This window comes from Allobosea sp. BH3 (assembly GCF_025499465.1).
Taxonomy (GTDB): domain Bacteria; phylum Pseudomonadota; class Alphaproteobacteria; order Rhizobiales; family Beijerinckiaceae; genus Allobosea.
Genome location: NZ_JAIMCA010000002.1, coordinates 145,954 through 166,633 on the forward strand (window position 1 = coordinate 145,954; position 20,680 = coordinate 166,633).

Here is a 20,680-nt window from a genome sequence, read left to right on the forward strand (position 1 = left end):
TACTATGTCGGCTTCATACAGGGCAGGTTCGGTTCACCCATCAACTTCCGCGCACCGCTCGCCATATGCTGGCCCGGCGGCGTCATGCGCTATGTGACGGTCACCACCTACAGCGAACGATCGGCGTCCTTCCGGGTGCCGCGCGCGGAGTGGCTCATCGGCGAACCCTCGCGATCCGGCGCCGTGCACGATAGTTCCGCGAGCCGCGCTGCCGTCAGGGATCGGCCCTGTCCCGCCGCACCGACAGGCGCTGTGGCGGGCGGCCGAGGCGGCCGGCCAGGACCGCTGCCTTCGGCACGACCAGCCCGGCCCTGAGCCGGCGGGCGCCGAAGGAGATCGCAGCGCGCTCGCGCAGAGAACCGGCCGCGCTGCGCAGCGGCAGCAGTGCCGGCCGCTCCGGCGCGATCAGGAGATGCCGCTCCACGACCTGGGCCCAATGGGCCTGCGGAACGTCCCCGGCATCCAGCAGCAAGAGCCATTCGCCGCGCGCGGCCGCCGCTCCCTGGCGCCAGGCCTCGGCGGGGCTGGCGTGCAGATAGCTCGCCCCCGTGGTGTCGGCGATGCTCTCGATCTCGGGAGCGCCCGCCGCATCGACGATCACAGCATGGCCGAGAAAGCCTTCCGCTACCGCCGGGATCAGGATGGAGAGTGTCGCGGCGAGCGCCCGCGCGGAATCGTCTGCCCGAATAACAGCTGTGAGCATGCGCAATGTCTTATGACGCGGCGCAACACGTCGCAATCCTGTCACTTGCTATACGTTCTCTTTTTGTTCACTATCACGGGCAGCAGAAAGCGTCGATTCTCGGCGCGGCGCCCGGTTCAACGAGCATGGCACAGGCAAGACCCATCGAACGGCCCGCCACCCGGCAGCTCCGGCGGCAGGACCGGGAGCCTTCGATCTCCGCTCCTGCCGTCGCACCGGCGGACCCGATGGCCTATGTCGGCCACCAGATCGACCCGGAACGGCGGCGCGGGCGCGGCGCCACGATCAATCCGGGCGCGCGCTACGAGGCCGAGCAGCGCGTCGCGGAAGATGATGGCTGGGGCTCGATGGGCGAGCTGCCACCCTTCAAGACGGAGATAGCCTACGAGAAGGCGCGCACCATCATCACGCGCAACGATTCGCCGGACATCTCCTTCGACCGTTCGATCAACCCCTATCGCGGCTGCGAGCATGGCTGCGTCTACTGCTTTGCGCGCCCGACCCATGCCTATCTCGGCCTCTCGCCGGGGCTCGACTTCGAGAGCAAGCTGACCGCCAAGCCAGAGGCCGCCGCGCTGCTGGAAAAGGAGCTCTCAGCCGCATCCTACCAGCCGCGCACCATCGCCATCGGCACCAATACCGACCCTTACCAGCCCATCGAACGGAAGCTGCGCATCACGCGCTCGGTGCTGGAGGTCCTGGCGAAGTTCAACCATCCGGTCGGCATCGTCACTAAGTCGGCGCTGGTGCAGAGGGACATCGACATCCTGGCGCCGATGGCGGAGAAGGGGCTCGCCAAGGTGGCGATCTCGGTGACGACGCTCGATCCGAAGGTCGCCCGCGGGATGGAGCCGCGTGCCGCCTCGCCCGCCAAGCGGCTGGAGACGATACGCCGGCTGACCGAGGCCGGCATCCCGGTGACGGTTCTGGTCGCGCCGATCGTCCCGGCGATCAACGAGCACGAGATCGAGCGCATCCTCGATGCCGCGAAGGCGGCGGGAGCGGAAGGCGCCGGCTATGTGCTGCTGCGCCTGCCTCTCGAGGTGCGCGACATCGTGCAGGACTGGCTGCTGACGCACCACCCCGACAAGCTGCGCCATGTGATGTCGCTGATCCGCTCGACACGCGGCGGCAAGGACTACGATTCGCAATGGGGCCAGCGCATGGTCGGCTCCGGCCCCTATGCCTGGATGATCGGCCGGCGCTTCGAGATGGCGGCGGAGCGTATCGGCTTCAACGCGACGCGGCGGCGGCTGCGCACCGATCTCTTCCTCAAGCCCGAGAGGGAAAAGGCGCAGCTGAGCCTGTTTTGAGAGGCGGGGCGTCATTCTCAGGCCATTTGGCAAGAGGGCGCGGGGAACCCCTCTCCTGTAAGGAGAGGGGTTCCCCGCGCTTCCCGTTCTCACTCGTCACGAGATGCTCGGGTCAAGCCCGAGCATGACGCTTGAGAGACGCGACGCCGGAACAGTGGAGAGGCGGCAAGTCGCTCTGGCTCCGGACAGCACTCTGTTCCATAACCCGGCCATGCCCGCCGATTTCAGCCGAGAGACGCTCGCCATTGCCGCCGGCCGCTGGCCGCTCGCCGGCATCGATGAGGTCGGGCGCGGGCCGCTCGCCGGGCCGGTCGTGGCAGCAGCCGTGATTCTCAATCCCGAACGCGTGCCGGACGGGCTCGACGATTCGAAGAAGCTGTCAGCCGCCACGCGCGAGGAGCTCTTCGCCGAGATCATGGAGCGCGCGCTTGCCGTCTCGATCGCCAGCGCCACCGCGATCGAAATCGACACGCTCAACATTCGACAGGCGACACTGCTGACCATGCGCCGCGCCGTGGCGGGCCTGCCGCTCAACCCGCTGCATGCCTTGGTCGACGGCAACGATCCGCCGGTGCTCGCCTGCGGCTGCGAGGCGATTATCCAAGGCGACGGTGCCGTGGCCTCCATCGCGGCGGCCTCGATCGTCGCCAAGGTGACGCGCGACCGGATGATGGCGCGGCTGTGCCGCCGCTATCCTGCGTATGGTTTCTCCGGCCATGTCGGCTATGCCACGCCGCAGCACCGCCGGGCCATCGCCGAACATGGCCCCTGCCCCGAGCACCGCTATTCCTTTGCGCCGGTCAAGGGCGTGTGGTTCCGGTAGGAACGGGTCGTCAGGCGCCCGTCATTCTCGGGCGCTGCGCAGCAGCGAACCGAGAATCTCAGGACGACAAAGGTGCCGGGGCCTCCGCCGGCATGAGATGCTCGGGTCAAGCCCGAGCATGACGCGCGTGAAGCCGGCCTGCCCCAACGACACCCGGCGCGTTAACGTCCGATTAGGAATTTCCCTTAAGCTCCAACAGCCTAGGCAAAAACTGCAGCCCCAAAACGGGACGCATTTTTTTCAATGCGGAAACCCGGCTTTTACCCTGCCTGACCAATATCGCCCTCATTGAAGTTGCGTAACGGTCTTGGCGTCATGGGTATCTCGCGTACCGGGACCGCCAGCGCTCCCGTCCGGATTCAGGTTTCGCGTACCGGACGGCCTGCGCTGGGGGCCCGGATGAAGGCTACAAGCCTTCCTCTGGAACTACCGCTCGATCAGATCCTCGTCGGCGACTGCGTCGCGGCGATGAATGCTCTGCCTCCGGCGAGCGTCGATCTGATCTTCGCGGATCCACCCTACAACCTCCAGCTCGGCGGCGATCTGCGCCGGCCGGACGACAGCCTCGTCGATGCCGTCGACGACGACTGGGACAGGTTCGCCTCCTTTGCCGATTACGACCGCTTCACCCGCGACTGGCTCGCGGCGGCGCGCCGCGTACTGAAGCCGGACGGGGCGCTCTGGGTCATCGGCTCCTATCACAACATCTTCCGCGTCGGCGCGACGCTGCAGGATCTCGGCTTCTGGGTGCTGAACGACATCGTCTGGCGCAAAGCCAATCCGATGCCGAATTTCCGCGGCCGGCGCTTCACCAATGCGCATGAGACGCTGATCTGGGCCGCGCGCGGCGAGAACACCAAATACACCTTCCACTACGAGGCGCTGAAGGGCGGCAATGACGACCTGCAGATGCGCTCGGACTGGTATCTGCCGCTCTGCACCGGCGACGAGCGCCTGAAGGACGAGAGCGGCGCCAAGGTGCATCCGACACAGAAGCCGGAAGCCCTGCTCGCCCGCGTGCTGCTCTCCGCGAGCAATCCCGGCGACGTCATCCTCGATCCGTTCTTCGGCACCGGCACGACCGGCGCCGTCGCCAAGGCGCTCGGCCGCCGTTTCATCGGGCTCGAGCGCGATCCGGTCTACGCGAAGGCTGCGCGCGAGCGCATCGCGGCGGTCACGCCGCTGTCGCCGGAGGCCTTCGCCACCGCGCCCTCGAAGCGCAGCGAGCCGCGTGTTCCCTTCCTGAGCCTCGTCGAGGCCGGGCTGGTGAAGGCCGGCGAGACAGTCCATGACGAGAAGCGCCGCCACAAGGCGATGATCCGCGCCGACGGCACGCTGATGCTCGGACCGGCAGTCGGCTCCATCCACAAGGTCGGCGCGCTGGCACAGGGCCTTCCGGCCTGCAATGGCTGGACCTTCTGGCATGTCGAGCGCGAGGGTTCGCTCACCGTGCTCGATGCGCTGCGCGGCGAGATCAGGGCGCAGATGGCGGCTGCCTGATAGCTGCCGGAGCGATCCGCCTTTCCCGTCATTGCGAGGAGCGTCAGCGACGAAGCAATCTAGGGGGACGTGGAGCTCTGCCGCCCCTGGATTGCTTCGTCGCTAACGCTCGCAATGACGGTCAACGAAGCCCCGCCGCCTCCAGCACCTTGAGCATCACGCTCGGGAACGGCTCGTCGCCGAGCCGCTCGGCCGGGGTGAAGCGCATGCCGCTTGGTGCCGCCGTGCCCGCCGGGACCTTCGCAGTGAACACCGACAGCTCCAGCGGGAAATGCGTGAAGACGTGGCGCACCGGCTCCGGCAGGCGCTGCCAGCGCAGCGGCAGAGGCGCATCCTGCGCCGCGCCATCCATCTCGTATCCCGCGCTCCATTCGCTGGTCGGGACCTCGGCCATGCCGCCGAGCAGGCCCTTGGCGGGCCGCGTGCGCAGCAGGATCGCGCCATCGGCGCGCGCCAGCACGAAGGCCGCGCCATAGCGCGTCGCGCCCGCCTTCTTCGGCGCCTTGCGCGGAAAGCTCTCCTGCATGCCCTCGACGCGCGCCACACAAGGCTCGCGCCATGGGCAGAGCCCGCAAGCCGGGTTGCGCGGGGTGCAGATCGTGGCGCCCAGATCCATCAGGGCCTGAGCGAAATCGCCCGGCCGGTCCTTCGGCAGCAACGCCAGCACCTTCTCGCGGACGAGCGGGCGGGCGCCGGGCAACACCTCCTCGATCGCGAAGAGACGGGTCATCACGCGCTCGACATTGCCGTCGACGGCCGCCGCCGGCCGGTCGAAGGCGATCGCCGCAACGGCGCCGGCCGTATAGGCGCCGATGCCCGGCAGGGCGCGCAGGCCATCCTCCGTGTCGGGAAAGCGCCCGCCATGGCTCGCCATCACCGCTTGCGCGCAGGCGTGGAGATTGCGGGCGCGGGAGTAATAGCCGAGCCCGGCCCAGGCTTGCATGACCTCCTCGGAAGGCGCTTCCGCAAGGTGCCTCACGGTCGGGAAGCGCGCCATGAAGCGCTCGTAATAGGGCTTCACCGCCGTCACGGTGGTCTGCTGCAGCATGATCTCGGAGGCCCAGACCCGATAAGGATCGGACCGCTCTCCGGCGACGGCGCGCCAGGGCAGCGCGCGGCGATGGCGGTCGTACCAGGCGAGGAGGTCGGCTGCGGCGGGCGCGGTCATGGTGCCGGTGTAGCGTCTACGCGCGGCCGGGCAAGCGGCAAGGCCCGGGCGTCCGATGTCATTCGGCTGTTTCCGGCCAGGCCCGCATGGCGTTGCGGGCGACGGCCTCGAGCTCGGCGCGCGTGGCGCCGTCGCGCGCCATGATCGACATGCCGCTCTGCGCCGCCACGAAGAAGCGCGCCAGGCCAGGAATATCGACATCCCCGGCCAGTTCGCCCTCTGATGCCGCGCGAGACAGGCGATCCGCGATCCGGGCTATGCCCTCGCCCCGGGCGACCCGCACGCGCTCGCCAAGTTCGGCATGGCCTTCGCTGCCGACAGCGGACAAGGTCACCATGCAGCCCAACGGCCCCCCCTGGTCGCAGGAGCCGGTCAGGGCTGCGGCGGAATCCATCAAGAAAGCCATGATGGCCTCGCGCGCCGTCGCCGCGGCGCGAAAATTCCCCCAGACCCGAAGCTCGTAGCGCTCGCCATAATGGCGCAGTGCCTCGGCATAGAGCCCTTCCTTGGAGCCGAAGGCGGCATAGAGGCTGGGCGAGCCGATGCCCATCGCTTCCGTCAGGTCGGAGATCGAGGTCGCGGCATAGCCCTTGCGCCAGAACAGCCGCGTCGCCTCTTCCAGCGCGGCATCGCGATCGAAGGCCCGCGGGCGACCGCGCGACCGCGCCGCCATCTGCTCCGCCGGAGCCTGCCGATTCTGTCCACCCGATTTCTGCATCGCTCGGTATATAATTCCCTTGACGCCGGAGGGCAACGTTCCTAGCTATTTCTGTATCGATCAACACAGAAAGATTCAGTCATGACTGACCTCAGCGGCAAGCGCGCCCTCGTCACCGGCGCCTCCCGTGGTATCGGCGCCGCGATTGCCGTGGCGCTGGCAGAGAAGGGCGCGGATGTCGCCATCACCTATGAGCGCTCGGCAGACCGTGCCGCCGAGGTCGTGCGCGCCATCGAGGCCAAGGGCCGGCGCGGCTTCGCGATCCAGGCCGACAGCGCCGATGCCGCGGCCGTCAAGCGCTCGGTCGACGAGGCCGCCCGCAGCCTCGGCGGGCTCGATATCCTCGTAAACAATGCCGGCATCGCCCGCGGCGGCCCGTTAGCGGATGCCAGCCTCGCCGATATCGACGCGCTGCTCGCCGTCAATATCCGCTCGGTCATCCTGGCCTCGCAGGCCGCGATTCCGCATCTGCGGGACGGCGGGCGCATCGTCTCGATCGGCTCCAACCTCGCCGACCGCGTGGCCTTCGGTGGCATCACCATCTATTCGATGACCAAATCCGCGCTGCTCTCCTTCACGCGGGGGCTCGCCCGCGAACTCGGGCCACGCGGCATCACAGTCAATCTGGTCCATCCGGGCTCGACCGACACCGACATGAACCCCGCCAATGGCGAGACGGCGGATTTCCAGCGCGGCATGAGCGCGCTCGGCCATTTCGGCAAGCCGGAAGACGTCGCGGCGGCCGTCGCCTTCCTCGCCAGCCCCGCCGCGCGGCAGATCACGGGAACGGGCATCACGGTAGACGGCGGAGCGAACGCCTGAGGCGGGCCGGAGCCGAAGCTATCGAAATCCGCCCTTACGGGAGCCGCCGCCTCGACGCCCCTTCCTTCTCCCGGGGGGAGAAGGTGGCGCGGAGCGCCGGATGAGGGTGTGCCGTTGGGAGGGAAGATGCACCGCCGCCGTTGCTCCCAACGATCGGCGGCAGGCCCTCATCCCTGCCCTTCTCCCATCCGGGAGAAGGGTTCCCCGCGCTTGGCTTGGTGAGGAGGGGCGGTTTCGGCCCAAAGCGGACATGAGCAAAAACCCAGATGCCGGCCAATCAGCGACTCTCCGCCTATTTCCCTCGTACGAACATATTGCTGTCACCAAGAGCACCCCCAAACGACAACCCTTGCGACGCCAGCTTCTGGGCAGTTCGAACGGCACTCTGATGATCCGTGACCCAAGGCAGCCTCTGTTGAAGGTTGCCAATTTGAGGAGGATCGGTAGTCATTTCGATGTAAATTCGCTTGAACTGACTGTCCGAACCCAAGATCGCACTCACATCGGTTCCTGGTACCAGCCGTACGGATTCCGGATCGAGTGGATTAGGGAACACTGCAAGGTAGGGAAGCAGGTCGTCGCGTAGTTCGGTTTCGCCTTTGAGCTTTGAAAGCTGCTTGATGCTTATTCTGGGTGGATAGACGCGGCCAAACGCCAGCGGAGCCAATCTGACCAGAAAGCCGGTCCCCGGAAAGGGAAACACAAACAGCGGGACAAGATGGCCCTTAGGGCCGAGATCGACGAATGCGGTTTCGCCTCTATCACTTGCCCTCGATCCCCCCGCCTCGGAAGATCCCCATCCGCCGCTCACCCAGTTAGTTACCTCGATCACACTGGAGCCGAATTTCAGTTTTCCCTCATCGATGACTTCGATGGCCAAACGGAACCGATAGGTAAGAGCGCCGCTGCCGCATGCATTTAGGGCGCAGGCGGCCAGGCCGAGGCCAAAAGCCCTGCGCCCGCGATCAATCGGGTTGCTTGGGGCGACTTGATCCATGGGGCTCGCGATCCGCGTTGAGGCGAAGAGGCAGATGCCGGAACTGTCTTGTGCGATTTGGATGCTCACTCAGCGACTTATGCAATCTCGCTGATTAAAAACCGCTTTCGACCCATAGCAGGCCCTCCACGTCTCCCGCTTGCGCCCCTCCCCCCACAGCCTCACAATGAGCGCATGGTCGCCAAACCCCTCGCCGAGCTGATCGACGATTGCATCGCGCCCGCGCTTGCCGCGCAGGGTTTTGCAGGACGCACCATCGTGGCGCTCTGGCCGGAGATCGTCGGCGAGCGGCTGGGTGCGCGCTCGCGGCCGCTCAAGATCGACTGGCCGCGCCGCAGGCCCGCTCCGGGGGAGGCCTCGGAGCCGGCGACGATGGTGGTGCGCGTCGAGGGCGCCTTCGCGCTGGAGATGCAGCAGCTCGGCCCGATCGTGATCGAGCGGGTCAACACCCATCTCGGCTGGCGCGCCGTCGGCAAGCTCGTGCTCAAGCAAGGGCCTGTCGCGACCGTAGAACCCCGCAAGCCCGCGCCGGTGCTCGACGCCGCCGCGGCTGCCCGCGTCGAGGAGCAGGTCGCCCCGATCGCGGACGAAGGCTTGCGCGAGGCGCTGGCCCGGCTCGGCCGCGCCGTCGCGCTCGATGCAAAGGCGCGCCGCCACGACACGGCTTCGTGAGCTGCCATGCATGGGCGCAGATGCGCTCTTGCCACAATCGCGCGGGCCTCTATAGGTCCGAACCGATTTCGACCTTTCGAGGATTTTCTGTGATGACCAACAGGCGACAGCTTCTGACCGGCGCGGCCGGGATCGCGGCCGTTGCGCTCGCCGGCACGGGCGCCGCGCGGGCCCAGTCCGCCCTCCCCGCCGCCGGCCCGCTGGGCGATGTCTGGATCGGTTCGGCCGACGCCAAGGTCTCGATCATCGAATACGCCTCGCTGACCTGCAGCCACTGCGCCCATTTCCACGAGGCGACCTGGCCGGAGCTGAAGAAGAAGTACATCGACACCGGCAAGGCGCGCTTCACCCTGCGCGAATTCCCGCTCGATCCGCTGGCGACGGCGGGCTTCATGCTCGCCCGCTGCAACGGCAACGAGAAGTACTACCCGATGACGGATCTGCTGTTCGCGCAGCAGAAAAACTGGGCCTTCACGGACAAGCCGGTCGATGCGCTGTCCGCGCTGGTGAAACAGGCCGGTTTCACACAAGAATCGTTTGAGGCCTGCTTGAAACGGCAGGATATCTATGACGCCGTTACGGTGGTGAAGGACGGCGGGGCCAAGGCTGGCGTGAACTCGACGCCGACTTTCTTCATCAACGGGCAGAAGCGCAACGGTGCGATCACGATCGAGGAGTTCGACAAGATCCTGCAGCCGCTGCTCGGCGGCTGAACGGGCTTCTTTTTGCGTGCGCGACCAGCGCACGACACCGATCTCAGCCCTCATCCTGAGGAGCAGCCGTTTCGGCCGCGTCGCGAAGGATGTTCCGGAGCGCACTGGAAACATCCTTCGAGACGCCGCGGCGTTTATCCTTGGGCCGGCCAAAAGCCGGACCCGAGGGCGGCTCATCAGGATGAGGGCTGAGCCATTCCAGGCCGGGGGCGTGCGCCGATGCAGCTGACGCGCCTCAAGCTCACCGGCTTCAAGACCTTCGTCGAGCCAACTGAGTTCTCGATCCAGCCGGGGCTGACCGGCGTCGTCGGGCCGAATGGCTGCGGCAAGTCCAACCTCGTCGAAGCGTTGCGCTGGGTGATGGGCGAAAGCTCGTTCAAGAACATGCGCGGCTCGGGGATGGACGACGTCATCTTCGGCGGCTCGAGCGAGCGCCCGGCCCGCAACATGGCCGAAGTCTCGCTCACCCTCGACAACAGCGACCGCAAGGCGCCCGCCGCCTTCAACGAGGCCGAGGTGCTGGAGGTGACGCGCCGGATCGAGCGCGAGGAAGGCTCGACCTACCGGATCAACGGCAAGGAGGTGCGCGCCAAGGACGTGCAGCTCCTCTTCGCCGACGCCGCGACCGGGGCGCGCTCTCCCGCCATGGTCCGGCAGGGGCAGATCAGCGAGATCATCTCGGCCAAGCCGCAGTCGCGCCGGCGCATCCTGGAGGATGCTGCCGGCATTGCCGGCCTGCACAGCCGCCGCCACGAAGCGGAACTGCGCCTGCGAGGCGCCGAAGAGAACCTCGTCCGGCTGGAAGATGTGCTCGGCCAGATCGACGAGCAGATCGACGGGCTGCAGCGGCAGGCGCGGCAGGCCGGGCGCTATCGCAGCCTCGCGTCCGACATCCGCCGGGCCGAGGCGACGCTGGCGCTGATCGCGCTGCACGACGCGCGTGCTCAGGAGGCGCAGGCTGCGCGCACGCTCGAAGAAACAGCGAAGGATGTCGCGGACCAGACCGGCATTCAGGCCGAGGCCGCACGCAAGCAGGCCGTCGCCGCCCATGAAATGCCGACGCTGCGCGAGGGCGAGGCGGCGGCCTCCTCCGCGCTGGTGCGGCTGAAGCGCGGCCTCGACGAGCTGGAAGCGGCGAACCGACGGGCGCGGCAGCGGGCCGAGGAACTGGGCCGGCGCCTCGATGAACTGCAAGGTGACCTGGCTCGGCAGGAGCGTGCCGGAAAGGACGCTACCGACAGCCTGGCGAAGCTGGCCGAGGAAGACGCCTCTCTCGCCCGCGAGGCCGAGGGCGCCGGAGCCGGCGCGCAGGAAGCGGCCGCCGCGCAGCAGCAGGCGGAAAACGCGCTCGCCGCCACCGAGACGGAGCATGCCGCCGCGCAGGCCGCGCTGTCGGAGCTGGCGGCGCGGCGTGGCGCGCTCGAACGCACCCTGAAGGAAGCGCGCGAACGCGAAGGGCGAGCGACCGCAGAACGCGAGAAGCTGAGCCGTGACCTTGCGGCCCTCGCCTCCGATGCCGAAGCGGGGCTCATCAGTCTGCGCGAGGCACTGGCCGCTTCGGAAACAGCCGCGCAGAAGGCCGAAGGCCAGCTCGGCGCGGCCCGCTCGGCCGTGACCGCGGCGCGCGAGCGCGAGGCCGGAATGCGTGGTCCGCTGGCGGAGGCAGACCGGAAGGCGCAGCGGCTCGACACAGAGATCGGCACGCTGCGCAAGCTGCTCGCCCCGGCAGCCGGGGATCGCTGGCCGGCTGTGCTGGAAGCCGTCAGCGTCGCCAAGGGTTATGAGGTCGCGTTGGGCGCGGCGCTGGGCGACGATCTCGATGCCTCCTCCGACACCGCCGCCCCGGTCCATTGGGCCGGTGCCGATGGCCCCAGTGACCCGGCCCTGCCGGAAGGGGCCGAGCCACTGCTCGACCATGTGCAGGCGCCCGCGGCGCTGAGGCGGCGGCTCGCCCAGATCGGCGTGGTGGCTCGCGGCGCCGGGGCGGACCTGCGCGGCAAGCTGAGCCAAGGGCAGGTGCTGGTTTCCCGCGAGGGCGATGTCTGGCGCTGGGACGGCTTCACCAGCGCGGCCGATGCGCCCTCCCCTGCTGCTCGTCGCCTCGCCGAGAAGAACCGGCTCGTCGACCTGGAGCGCGAGGCCAAGGCCGCGCGTGAGGCGGCGGATACTGCCCGCAAGGCGCTCGACACCGTAGCCGCCGAGGCGCGGCAGGCCGCACAGGCGGAGACCGCCGCGATCGAGGCCACGCGACAGGCCCGGCGCGCCGTGGATCAGAGCCGCGAGCAACTGGCCATCGCCGAGCGCAAGGCCGCCGACACGCTGGTCAAGCGCTCGACCCTGGCCGAAGCGATCAAGCGGCTCGGCCAGGCCGTCTCGGAAGCAGCTGCGCAAGCCGCAATGCATCAGGACGGGCTCGCGGTGCTCAGCCAGCCTGCTGAGCTGGAGAACGTCCTGCTCAAGGCGCGCATCCTGCTGGGTGAATGCCGAACAGCTGCTTCTGATGCACGGGCGCGGGTGCAGACGCTGGCGCGGGAGGCCGAGATGCGCGCCCGCCGCCGGGCCGCCATCGCCGCCGACATCGCCGCCTGGAAGGAGCGCGCGACCGCGAGCCTCCAGACCGCAGAGGAGACGAAACGCCGAATCGAGACCACCGGCGCCGAGCGGAACGCCTTGCTCGAAGCGCCGGACACCTTCCTGAGCGAGCGGCGCCGGCTCGTCGCCGAGATCGAGCAGGCGGAAATCGCCCGCCGTGCGGCCGCAGACAGGCTCGCGCTCGGCGAGGCGGCACTGGCGGAAGCCGACCGGCAGGCGCGACTCGCGCTCGAAGGGCTTTCGGGCGCCCGCGAGCGCCGGGCCTCGGCCGAGGCCCGGCTCGAAGCCTCGCGCCAGCGCCTCGCGGACATCACCCGCGAGATTCTCGACCGGCTGGAGACGCGACTCGACGGCCTGCAGGGAATCGCCGGGTTCAAGCCCGGCGACGCGCTGCCGGAGCCCGATGCTGTCGAGCGACGCCTTGCCAATCTCAGGGGCGAACGCGAACGGCTCGGCGCGGTCAACCTGCGCGCCGAGGACGAACTCTCGGAGATCAAGGCCCGGCGCGAAGGGCTCTCGGGCGAGCGCGACGACCTGACCGAGGCCATCCGCCGGCTGCGGCAGGCCATCGGTGCACTCAACCGCGAAGGCCGCGAGCGACTGCTGGCTGCATTCGAGATCGTCAACGGCCATTTCCAGCGGCTGTTCGGCGTGCTCTTCGGCGGTGGCGAGGCCGAGCTGAAGCTGGTCGACTCGGACGATCCGCTCGATGCGGGCCTCGAGATTTTTGCCCGCCCGCCCGGCAAGAAGCCCCAGGTGATGACGCTGCTCTCCGGCGGCGAGCAGGCGCTGACCGCCACGGCGCTGATCTTCGCGGTGTTCCTGACCAATCCCTCGCCGGTCTGCGTGCTCGACGAGGTCGACGCCCCGCTCGATGACGCCAATGTCGAGCGCTACTGCGACCTGCTCGTCGAAATGGCGCAGAATACGCAGACGCGCTTCATCCTGATCACCCACAATCCGATCACGATGGCGCGGATGGAGCGGCTCTTCGGCGTCACCATGATGGAGCGCGGCGTCAGCCAGATGGTTTCGGTCGACCTCGCCACCGCTGAACAGATCCGCGAGGCGGGTTAGGCCGTCCTTGCGAGCACAGCGAAGCAATCCAGGGAGACTCGGCTAAACCGTTCCATCCCGTCCCCTCGATTGCTTCGTCGCTTCGCTCCTCGCAATGACGACAAGAAGCCGGCTGAGGCCGTTCTTCCCGGCTGAAAAAATGCCACAATCGGCGCTGCAATGCGGCTAGAATGTCGCACTCGGCCTGAATTTCCAACTATTCCAATGTGTTAGGTGTTATCTACCCGCCTTGACAGGGCGGGGGGCTGTCAATAAAGGAGGCCGTGCTGACGACGGCTCGATGCGCGGGTTTGGGCAGGGTTATAGTGGTTTTTCGCTGGATCGCGGCGTGATCGCGATCAGGACGGAGCCTCGAAGACCATGACCGAACCCGACCCAAACGCCTCAGACTCGGAGTTGCGCGCAAGACTGGGTTCCCTGAAGTCCGCCATCCAGCGGGCCGAGGCGAACGATAAGCCGGGCGCGAGCCCGGCTGGAGAAGACAAAGCGCTCGCGGGCGCGATGTCTTCAGGCTTTCGCGCCGCGACGGATCTCGCAGGCGGTGTCATCGCGGGCGCCCTTATCGGGTACCTCGGCGACCGGTGGCTAGGAACGTCCCCGTTCCTGCTGATCGCCTTCCTGGTGATCGGAACCATCGCGGGCTTCAGATCCGTCTATCGGCTCGGCTCGCGTCCGACCTCCGGGTCGAGCGGCGGCCCGAAGGCGAATTGATCGAGGGGTGGCCCGCGAGGGCCGCACGATAGGGAACGGAAACATGGCGGCTGGCGGCGGAATCGATCCGATCCACCAATTCCACATCACCGAGATCGTGGCGCTGAAGCCGTTCGGCCTCAATCTGTCCTTCACTAACACCTCGCTGTGGATGGTGATCGTGCTCGCCACCGTCTCGGCGATCATGGTCTACGGCTCGAGCCAGCGTGCGGTCGTCCCCGGCCGGCTGCAGTCGCTCGCCGAAATGATCTACGAATTCGTGGCTTCGACCCTCACAGGCGTGATGGGCAAGGAAGGCATGAAGTTCTTCCCCTTCGTGTTCTCGCTGTTCAGCTTCGTGCTGGCGAGCAACATGCTCGGCATGATCCCCGGCTCCTTCACCGTCACCAGCCAGATCATCGTCACCGCCGCCTTCGCCGTGCTCGTCATCTCCGTCGTGCTGGTCTACGGCATCGTGAAGCATGGCAGCCATTTCTTCGGCCTCTTCGTGCCGTCGGGCGTGCCCGGCTGGCTCCTGCCCTTCATGGTGCTGATCGAGGTCGTCTCCTTCCTGTCGCGCCCGGTTTCGCTGTCGCTTCGTCTGTTCGGCAACATGCTCGCCGGCCACATCGCTCTGAAGGTCTTCGGCGGCTTCGTCGTGGCGTTGATCGCCGCGGGCGGCGCGGCGACCATCATCGCGCCGCTGCCGCTGCTGCTGGCGGTCGCGCTGACGGCGCTCGAATTCCTCGTCGCTTTCCTGCAGGCCTATGTCTTCGCGATCCTGACCTGCGTCTATCTCAACGACGCGCTGCACCCCGGCCACTGAGGCCCGGGCAGCGCTCGCGAGAGTTCATCCCACCCGTCAAAACGTTCCACACTGGAGAAAGACCATGGATCCTGTTGCAGCCAAGTTCATCGGCGCCGGCCTCGCCTCGCTCGGCATGGGCCTCGCCGCCATCGGCGTCGGCACCATCTTCGGCAACTTCCTCTCGGGCGCCCTGCGCAACCCGTCGGCCGCCGACGGCCAGTTCCCGCGCGCCTTCATCGGCGCGGCGCTCGCCGAAGGTCTGGGCATCTTCGCGTTCGTCGTCGCGCTCGTGCTGCTCTTCGTGGTCTGACGTTCTTTCGTCGACCGCATTCTCGTCGCGCGCCTCGGCCAGCATGGCCAGCGCGCGACGGTTCCATATCCCAAGCGCTGAAAGGCACGCTATGCCGGTTCGATCTTCAGGGTTCGTGCGACAAGGATGGCCGGTGGCTATCGCCTCGTTCGCCACTCTGCTGGCGGGTGCGGCGCAGGCTGCCACTCCGGGCCTGAGCGGCGAGAAGGCCTCCTTCCCGCCCTTCGACCCCGCGCATTTCGCCAGCAACCTGTTCTGGCTCGCGATCACCTTCGGGGCGCTCTACTGGCTGATGTCCAAGGTCGCCCTGCCGCGCCTCGGCTCGGTCCTGGAGGAGCGCGCCGAGACGATCGGCCGCGATCTCGACCAGGCCACGCAGATGCAGGCCAAGGCCGAGGACATGGCCCAGGCCTATGAGAAGGCGCTGGCCGAGGCCCGCAAGAACGCCCAGGGCATCGCCCAGGCGGCGCGGGAGACCGGCGCCAAGGAAAGCGACGCCAAGCGCCACGCCACCGAGGCCGAGCTCGCCGGCAAGCTCGCCAAGGCTGAGGCGTCCATCGCCAAGACCAAGACCAAGGCGATGGGCAATGTTCGCGATCTCGGCAGCGACATCGCTGTGGCGATCGTCGCCAAGCTGACCGGCCAGGCGCCCAGCGCCACCGAGGCGGCGGAAGCCGTCGACCAGGCTCTGACTCAGGGCTGAGGAGAGGTTCCATGGATACTGTCTGGGTCGGCGTCGCCCTCGTCATCTTCCTCGCGATCCTGGTCAAGTTCGGCGTGCCGAAGATGATCGTGAAGGGGCTTGACGCCCGCGGCGAGAAGGTCGCGCAGGAACTGGCGGAAGCCCGCCGCCTGCGTCAGGAGGCAGAGAAGCTGCTGGCCGAGTACGACGCCAAGCGCAAGGCCGCCGAGGCCGAGGCCGCCGGCATCGTCTCCGCTGCCAAGGAGGAGGCCAAGCGCCTCGCCGCCGAGGCCGAGGCCAAGCTCGCCGACTTCGTCACCCGCCGCACCAAGGCGGCCGAGGAGAAGATCGCGCAGGCCGAGAGCCAGGCCGAGGCCGAGGTTCGCGCGGCGGCTGCGGAAGCGGCCACCAAGGCTGCCGAGACCATCCTGCGCAGCCAGATGGCCGGCAAGGCCGGCGACGCCGCCTTCGCTGCGGGGCTGGGCGAGGTGAAGGCCAAGCTCAACTGAGCTTCTAGCCGGATCGCAAGAGATCGACGCCGCGCCTTCGGGCGCGGCGTTTTTCGTTTGGGAGCATGTCGAAGGGAGCGTCATGCTCGGGCTCGACCCGAGCATCTCATGACGATCGCGGTTCCAGTGCCTGCCCGGCCTGAGATTCTCGGGTCATCGCTAAGCGCCGCCCGAGAATGACGGCAGCGGTTTGCGAGCCTCAGTTGCTCGCCGTCGCGGCCGGGCCAGGCGGTTTTTCCGCCGCCGCGGTGACCGGGCGTGCCGGCGGCAGCGCGGCCGCCTTCGGCTTGGGCTTGCGGGGCTGGATCGTCGAGGTGACGATGCCTTGCGGCGTGTCGAGCCCGTAGATGTCGTCGCGGAACTGGACCTGTCCATCCGCGCCCTGCCAGCCCGTCAGATAGACCCAGGCGACCGGAACCTGCTTCTTCAGCGGGATGTTCTTGCGCTCGCCCTTGGCGATCTCCTCCTCGAGCGAGGCGAGCGTCCATTCCGAGCCTTCGAGCAGCCAGGCGCCAAGCTCCCGCACGCCCTCGACACGGGCGCAGCCCGAGGAGTTGAAGCGGACATCGTTGCGGAACAGGGTCTTCTTCGGCGTGTCATGCAGATAGACAGCCTCGCTGTTGGGCATGTCGATCTTGAGCTGGCCGAGCGAATTGGTCGGGCCCGGCTCCTGCCGCACGGTGAAATAGGGGCTGGTGATCGTCGCCCAGTTCACACTCGCCGGGTCGATTTCCTTGTTCTCGGCGCCGAGCAGCTTCATGTTCGACTTGGCGACGAAGCCCGGGTCCTTGCGCATGTGCGGGATGATGTCGGCCTTCACGATCGAGGTCGGCACCGTCCAGTAGGGGTTGAGGTTGACCGAGGTGATGTTGGCCTGGATCACCGGCGAGGGCCGGTCCGGCCGGCCGACCACGGCGAGGTGGCGCTGCGCAACCGCGCCGTTCTCGACCGCCTCGACGCTGGCGCCGGGGATGTTCACCACGACATAGCGGCTGGCGAAGTTGAAGCCGTTGCCCTTGAGCCGCTCCAGCGTCGCCGTGATCTGGTTGAGGCGCACTTCGACCGGCACGTTCATCGCCTTGAGGGTCAGGCGCCCCACCGTGCCGAGATCCGACAGGCCGTGGCGAAGCTGGAAGCGTTTCACCGCGGCGACGACGGCCTCGTCATAGACGTCGTGAGCCATCGCCTCCGGCGGAAGGTCCCCGCTGGCGAGCAGCCGCAGCTTCAGGGCGACAACGTCAGGACCCTGCGAATCAGGCTTCAGCGCGGTGACGCCGCCGGGCACCTTGGGCCAGCCGCCGCGGCTGGCGGCATCCTCATGGGCGATCAGCGCCTCGAGCGTGCGATCATAGGTGTTGGGGCCATAGCTCGGCTCGTTCGCACGCACGAGCGCCGTGGAAGCCAGCAGAATGGCAGCCGCAGCAGCAAGGATTGAGGGACGCGCAGACATGAAAACCCCCGGGCCGCACAGAGCGGCACCGGGGGATCATTCCGCTACATGGTCAAGGAATGCTTAAGAAGCGACGCAACGGCATTCACCATGCTGACGAATGCCGTCAGCATGGTGCGAGATCGCTTACTCAGCCGCCTGGGCCGGGGCCGGCTTTTCCCATTTCAGGACCGGCTGGCGGGCGGCGCGGGTCTCGTCGAGACGGCGGATCGGGGCGTGATGCGGGGCGCTGGTGAAACGCTCCTTGTCATTGCCCTTTGCCGCCATGGCGAGATCGCGCAGCGTCGCGATGAAGAGGTCGAGCGCCGCCTTCGATTCCGACTCGGTCGGCTCGATCAGCATGGCGCCATGGACGACGAGCGGGAAATAGACCGTCATCGGGTGGTAGCCCTCGTCGATCATCGCCTTGGCGAAATCGAGCGTCGAGACACCCGAGCCCTTCAACCACTCATCGTCGAACAGCACCTCGTGCATCGAGGGATGGTCCGGGAAGGGCAGCGACATCAGGTCGGACAGGCCGGCGCGAATGTAATTCGCGTTCAGCACTGCATCCTCCGAAGCCTGCTTCATGCCGTCCGAGCCATGGCTCAGCATGTAGGCGAGCGCGCGGACATACATGCCCATCTGGCCGTGGAAGGCGGTCATGCGGCCGAAGGGCTGGTTGCCCGCGGGTGCTTCCTCGCGCGTCTCGATCAGGTGCGGCTTGTCGTTCTCGACATGAATGAAGGGCACGGGCGCGAAGGGCGCGAGCCTTTCGGAAAGCACGACCGGGCCGGCGCCGGGACCGCCGCCGCCATGCGGCGTCGAGAAGGTCTTGTGCAGGTTGATGTGCATGGCGTCGACGCCAAGGTCGCCCGGACGCGCCTTGCCGACGATGGCGTTGAAGTTCGCGCCGTCGCAGTAGAAATAGGCGCCGGCCTCATGCATCGCCGCGGCGATCTCGACGATCTGAGGCTCGAAGATGCCGCAGGTGTTCGGGTTGGTCAGCATGATCGCAGCGATGTCAGGCCCGAGCAGCGCCTTGACGTCCTCGACCGCGACCGTGCCATCCGGACGGGCGGGAACGGCCTTCACCGAGAAGCCGATCAGCGCGGCGGTGGCCGGATTGGTGCCATGCGCCGATTCGGGCACGAGCACGACGTTGCGGGTCGCGCCCTCACCCTTGGCCTCGATGGCCGCCTTGATCGCCATCATGCCGCAGGCCTCGCCATGGGCGCCGGCCTTCGGCGATAGCGCCACGGCCGGCATGCCGGTCAGCGTCATCAGGTAGCGGGCGAGCTCCAGCATCAGGTCGAGCGCGCCGGGCACGGTCGAGAGCGGCTGCAGCGGGTGGACATCGGAGAAGCCCGGAAGCCGCGCCACCTTCTCGTTGAGGCGGGCATTGTGCTTCATCGTGCAGGAGCCAAGCGGGAAGAGCCCGGTGTCGATGCCGTAGTTCTTCTGGCTGAGGCGCACATAGTGGCGCATCGTCTCGGGCTCGGAGAGGCCGGGCAGGCCGATCTCGCCCTTGCGCGCATGCTTGCCCAGGCGAGGCTTGAAGGGCGTGGGCTTCTCGATATCGACGCCGGTCGATTCGTGATGGCCGATCTCGAAGATCAGCGGCTCGATCTGCTGGAGAGCCTTGTTGCCGGTGAAGGTGGCGTGCTCGACCTGAGCGGCTTCGCCGGCCTGAGTGGGACGTCCCTGACGGTTCAGCATCACAGCACCTCCACGAGCGCCGCCACGAGGGCCGCCCGGTCTTCGTCGGTATTCACCTCGGTCGAGGCGATGATGAGGAGGTCGTCCAGCCCGGCCCCGGGCAGGAGCCGCGAGACGGGGACGCCGGCCAGGATGCCCCTGGCGGCAAGAACCTCAACGACCTCGGCGGCCGGCTTCTTCAGCTTCACGGTGAACTCGTTGAAGAAGCTCTCGTTCAGCACCGAGACGCCCTTCACGCCGGCCAGCAGGTCGGCGAGCTTCACGGCATTGGCGTGGTTCACCTCGGCGAGACGGGCGAGGCCCGCCTGGCCCAGCAGCGTCATATGGATGGTGAAGGCCAGCACGCAGAGGCCGGAATTGGTGCAGATGTTCGAGGTCGCCTTGTCGCGGCGAATATGCTGCTCGCGGGTGGAGAGCGTCAGCACGAAGCCGCGCTGGCCGGTCGAATCGACGGTCTCGCCGCAGAGCCGGCCCGGCATCTGGCGGATATATTTCGACTTGGCGGCGAAGAGGCCGACATAGGGGCCGCCGAAGTTCAGGGCATTGCCGATCGACTGGCCCTCGCCGACGACGATGTCGGCATCCTGTGCGCCCGGAGGCGACACCGCGCCGAGCGAGACGACCTCGGTGAAGACCGCGATCAGCAGGGCGCCATGGGCATGGGCCTTCTCGGCGATGGGCTTCAGGTCCCGCAGGTTGCCGAACACGTCCGGCGACTGGACGACGACGCAGGACACGCTGTCGTCGATCTGGGACAGGATGTCCTCGCTGGCCGCGACATCGGGCTGGAGCGAGACGACCTCGTCATTCGCCATGTGCGAGAGCGTCCGCACCACCTCGGAGTAATGGGGGTGGAGCCCTCCGGAGAGCACGGCCTTGCGGCGCTTGGTGACGCGGTGGGCCATCAGCACGGCCTCGCCCGTGCCGGTCGAGCCGTCATACATCGAGGCGTTGGCGACCTCCATGCCGGTCAACGCCGCGACCTGCGTCTGGAACTCGAAGAGATATTGCAGCGTGCCCTGCGCGATCTCGGGCTGGTAGGGCGTGTAGCTGGTCAGGAACTCGGAGCGCTGGATCAGGTGATCGACCGTCGCCGGGACATGGTGCTTGTAGGCACCCGCGCCGACAAAGAACGGCACGGCCGAGGCGGCCGCGTTCTTGCCGGCCATCCTGCCGAGGATGCGCTCGACCTCCAGCTCGCCCTTGGCGCGCGGCAGGTCGACCGGCGCCTTCAGCAGCTTGCCTGCAGGCACGTCGCTGAACAGCGCGTCGATATCGGAGATGCCGATTCGCGCGAGCATGTCCTCGCGGTCGGTATCGGTGAGCGGGAGATAGCGCATGGTGTGCTTCCGTGATGGGTCGCGGTGCTAGGTGTCATCCCGTGCGCGCTGCGGCGCGAAGTGCCGCTGCGCAAACACGGGATCGCATGACGAGA

19 protein-coding genes are annotated in these 20,680 nt (G+C 67.6%); 12 read left to right on the top strand and 7 right to left on the bottom strand.

All coding sequences use genetic code 11. The annotated features are described in order from the left end of the window. Nucleotides 1–214: 214 nt before the first annotated feature. On the bottom strand, nt 215–703 hold the full coding sequence (locus tag BoBH3_RS05700; RefSeq protein WP_262329808.1) for a glycosyltransferase family 2 protein: 489 nt from the start codon (nt 701–703) through the stop codon (nt 215–217). A 125-nt stretch (nt 704–828) separates the two neighbouring features. Here BoBH3_RS05700 and BoBH3_RS05705 point away from each other — a divergent pair, with 125 nt between their 5' ends. The 3 genes from BoBH3_RS05705 (at nt 829) to BoBH3_RS05715 (ending at nt 4,339) form a co-directional block, all read left to right on the top strand. After that, nucleotides 829–2,016, top strand: a complete 1,188-nt coding sequence (locus BoBH3_RS05705; protein ID WP_410050560.1) for a PA0069 family radical SAM protein — start codon at nt 829–831, stop codon at nt 2,014–2,016. 211 nt (nt 2,017–2,227) lie between these two features. Then, nucleotides 2,228–2,839: a ribonuclease HII gene (locus BoBH3_RS05710; protein WP_262329809.1), complete on the top strand. Its 612-nt coding sequence runs from the start codon at nt 2,228–2,230 to the stop codon at nt 2,837–2,839. A gap of 315 nt (nt 2,840–3,154) precedes the next feature. Further along, entirely contained in the window at nt 3,155–4,339 is a 1,185-nt protein-coding gene (locus tag BoBH3_RS05715) for a site-specific DNA-methyltransferase (RefSeq protein WP_410050561.1), read from the top strand. Between the two features lie 121 nt (nt 4,340–4,460). On the opposite strand, the gene mutY is transcribed toward BoBH3_RS05715, so the two are convergent. Together mutY and BoBH3_RS05725 are read right to left on the bottom strand one after the other, a co-directional pair. Beyond that, nucleotides 4,461–5,507 carry an A/G-specific adenine glycosylase gene (mutY, locus tag BoBH3_RS05720; protein WP_262329811.1) on the bottom strand — a complete coding sequence of 349 codons (1,047 nt, stop codon included), beginning with the start codon at nt 5,505–5,507 and terminating at the stop codon, nt 4,461–4,463. Nucleotides 5,508–5,565: 58 nt separating this feature from the next. Beyond that, nucleotides 5,566–6,225: a TetR/AcrR family transcriptional regulator gene (locus tag BoBH3_RS05725; RefSeq protein ID WP_410050562.1), complete on the bottom strand. Its 660-nt coding sequence runs from the start codon at nt 6,223–6,225 to the stop codon at nt 5,566–5,568. A gap of 81 nt (nt 6,226–6,306) precedes the next feature. On the opposite strand from BoBH3_RS05725, the gene BoBH3_RS05730 reads away from it, so the two are divergent. Next, on the top strand, nt 6,307–7,047 hold the full coding sequence (locus BoBH3_RS05730) for an SDR family NAD(P)-dependent oxidoreductase (RefSeq protein ID WP_262329813.1): 741 nt from the start codon (nt 6,307–6,309) through the stop codon (nt 7,045–7,047). 292 nt (nt 7,048–7,339) lie between these two features. Here BoBH3_RS05730 and BoBH3_RS05735 read toward each other — a convergent pair whose 3' ends face one another. Next, nucleotides 7,340–8,044, bottom strand: coding sequence for a hypothetical protein (locus BoBH3_RS05735; protein ID WP_262329814.1), 705 nt, complete (start codon nt 8,042–8,044; stop codon nt 7,340–7,342). A gap of 174 nt (nt 8,045–8,218) precedes the next feature. Here BoBH3_RS05735 and BoBH3_RS05740 point away from each other — a divergent pair, with 174 nt between their 5' ends. The 8 genes from BoBH3_RS05740 (at nt 8,219) to BoBH3_RS05775 (ending at nt 16,097) form a co-directional block, all read left to right on the top strand. Further along, nucleotides 8,219–8,716 carry a DUF721 domain-containing protein gene (locus BoBH3_RS05740; protein WP_262329815.1) on the top strand — a complete coding sequence of 166 codons (498 nt, stop codon included), beginning with the start codon at nt 8,219–8,221 and terminating at the stop codon, nt 8,714–8,716. Between the two features lie 89 nt (nt 8,717–8,805). Next, a complete protein-coding gene (locus BoBH3_RS05745; protein WP_262329816.1) occupies nt 8,806–9,429 on the top strand; it encodes a DsbA family protein in 624 nt (207 codons plus the stop codon). A 219-nt stretch (nt 9,430–9,648) separates the two neighbouring features. Next, the gene (smc, locus tag BoBH3_RS05750) at nt 9,649–13,098 is read left to right on the top strand and encodes a chromosome segregation protein SMC (RefSeq protein ID WP_262329817.1); all 3,450 of its coding nucleotides are present in this window, start codon (nt 9,649–9,651) and stop codon (nt 13,096–13,098) included. Between the two features lie 360 nt (nt 13,099–13,458). After that, nucleotides 13,459–13,809: an AtpZ/AtpI family protein gene (locus tag BoBH3_RS05755; protein WP_262329818.1), complete on the top strand. Its 351-nt coding sequence runs from the start codon at nt 13,459–13,461 to the stop codon at nt 13,807–13,809. A gap of 43 nt (nt 13,810–13,852) precedes the next feature. After that, nucleotides 13,853–14,614, top strand: coding sequence for a F0F1 ATP synthase subunit A (locus BoBH3_RS05760; RefSeq protein WP_262329819.1), 762 nt, complete (start codon nt 13,853–13,855; stop codon nt 14,612–14,614). Between the two features lie 64 nt (nt 14,615–14,678). Then, a complete protein-coding gene (locus BoBH3_RS05765; RefSeq protein WP_038360954.1) occupies nt 14,679–14,906 on the top strand; it encodes a F0F1 ATP synthase subunit C in 228 nt (75 codons plus the stop codon). A 133-nt stretch (nt 14,907–15,039) separates the two neighbouring features. Beyond that, nucleotides 15,040–15,609 (top strand): F0F1 ATP synthase subunit B family protein, encoded by a 570-nt coding sequence (locus tag BoBH3_RS05770; protein WP_262329820.1) that lies wholly within the window; start codon nt 15,040–15,042, stop codon nt 15,607–15,609. Between the two features lie 11 nt (nt 15,610–15,620). Next, nucleotides 15,621–16,097 (top strand): F0F1 ATP synthase subunit B family protein, encoded by a 477-nt coding sequence (locus BoBH3_RS05775; RefSeq protein WP_262329821.1) that lies wholly within the window; start codon nt 15,621–15,623, stop codon nt 16,095–16,097. A gap of 199 nt (nt 16,098–16,296) precedes the next feature. On the opposite strand, the gene BoBH3_RS05780 is transcribed toward BoBH3_RS05775, so the two are convergent. The 3 genes from BoBH3_RS05780 to gcvPA all read right to left on the bottom strand — a co-directional run bounded on the left by BoBH3_RS05780 (nt 16,297) and on the right by gcvPA (nt 20,585). Then, nucleotides 16,297–17,547: a L,D-transpeptidase family protein gene (locus BoBH3_RS05780; RefSeq protein WP_262329822.1), complete on the bottom strand. Its 1,251-nt coding sequence runs from the start codon at nt 17,545–17,547 to the stop codon at nt 16,297–16,299. 126 nt (nt 17,548–17,673) lie between these two features. Continuing rightward, nucleotides 17,674–19,245, bottom strand: a complete 1,572-nt coding sequence (gene gcvPB, locus BoBH3_RS05785; protein ID WP_262329823.1) for an aminomethyl-transferring glycine dehydrogenase subunit GcvPB — start codon at nt 19,243–19,245, stop codon at nt 17,674–17,676. Then, the gene (gene gcvPA, locus BoBH3_RS05790) at nt 19,245–20,585 is read right to left on the bottom strand and encodes an aminomethyl-transferring glycine dehydrogenase subunit GcvPA (RefSeq protein WP_262329824.1); all 1,341 of its coding nucleotides are present in this window, start codon (nt 20,583–20,585) and stop codon (nt 19,245–19,247) included. The genes gcvPB and gcvPA overlap by 1 nt, the downstream gene beginning before the upstream one ends. Between the last annotated feature and the right edge of the window lie 95 nt (nt 20,586–20,680).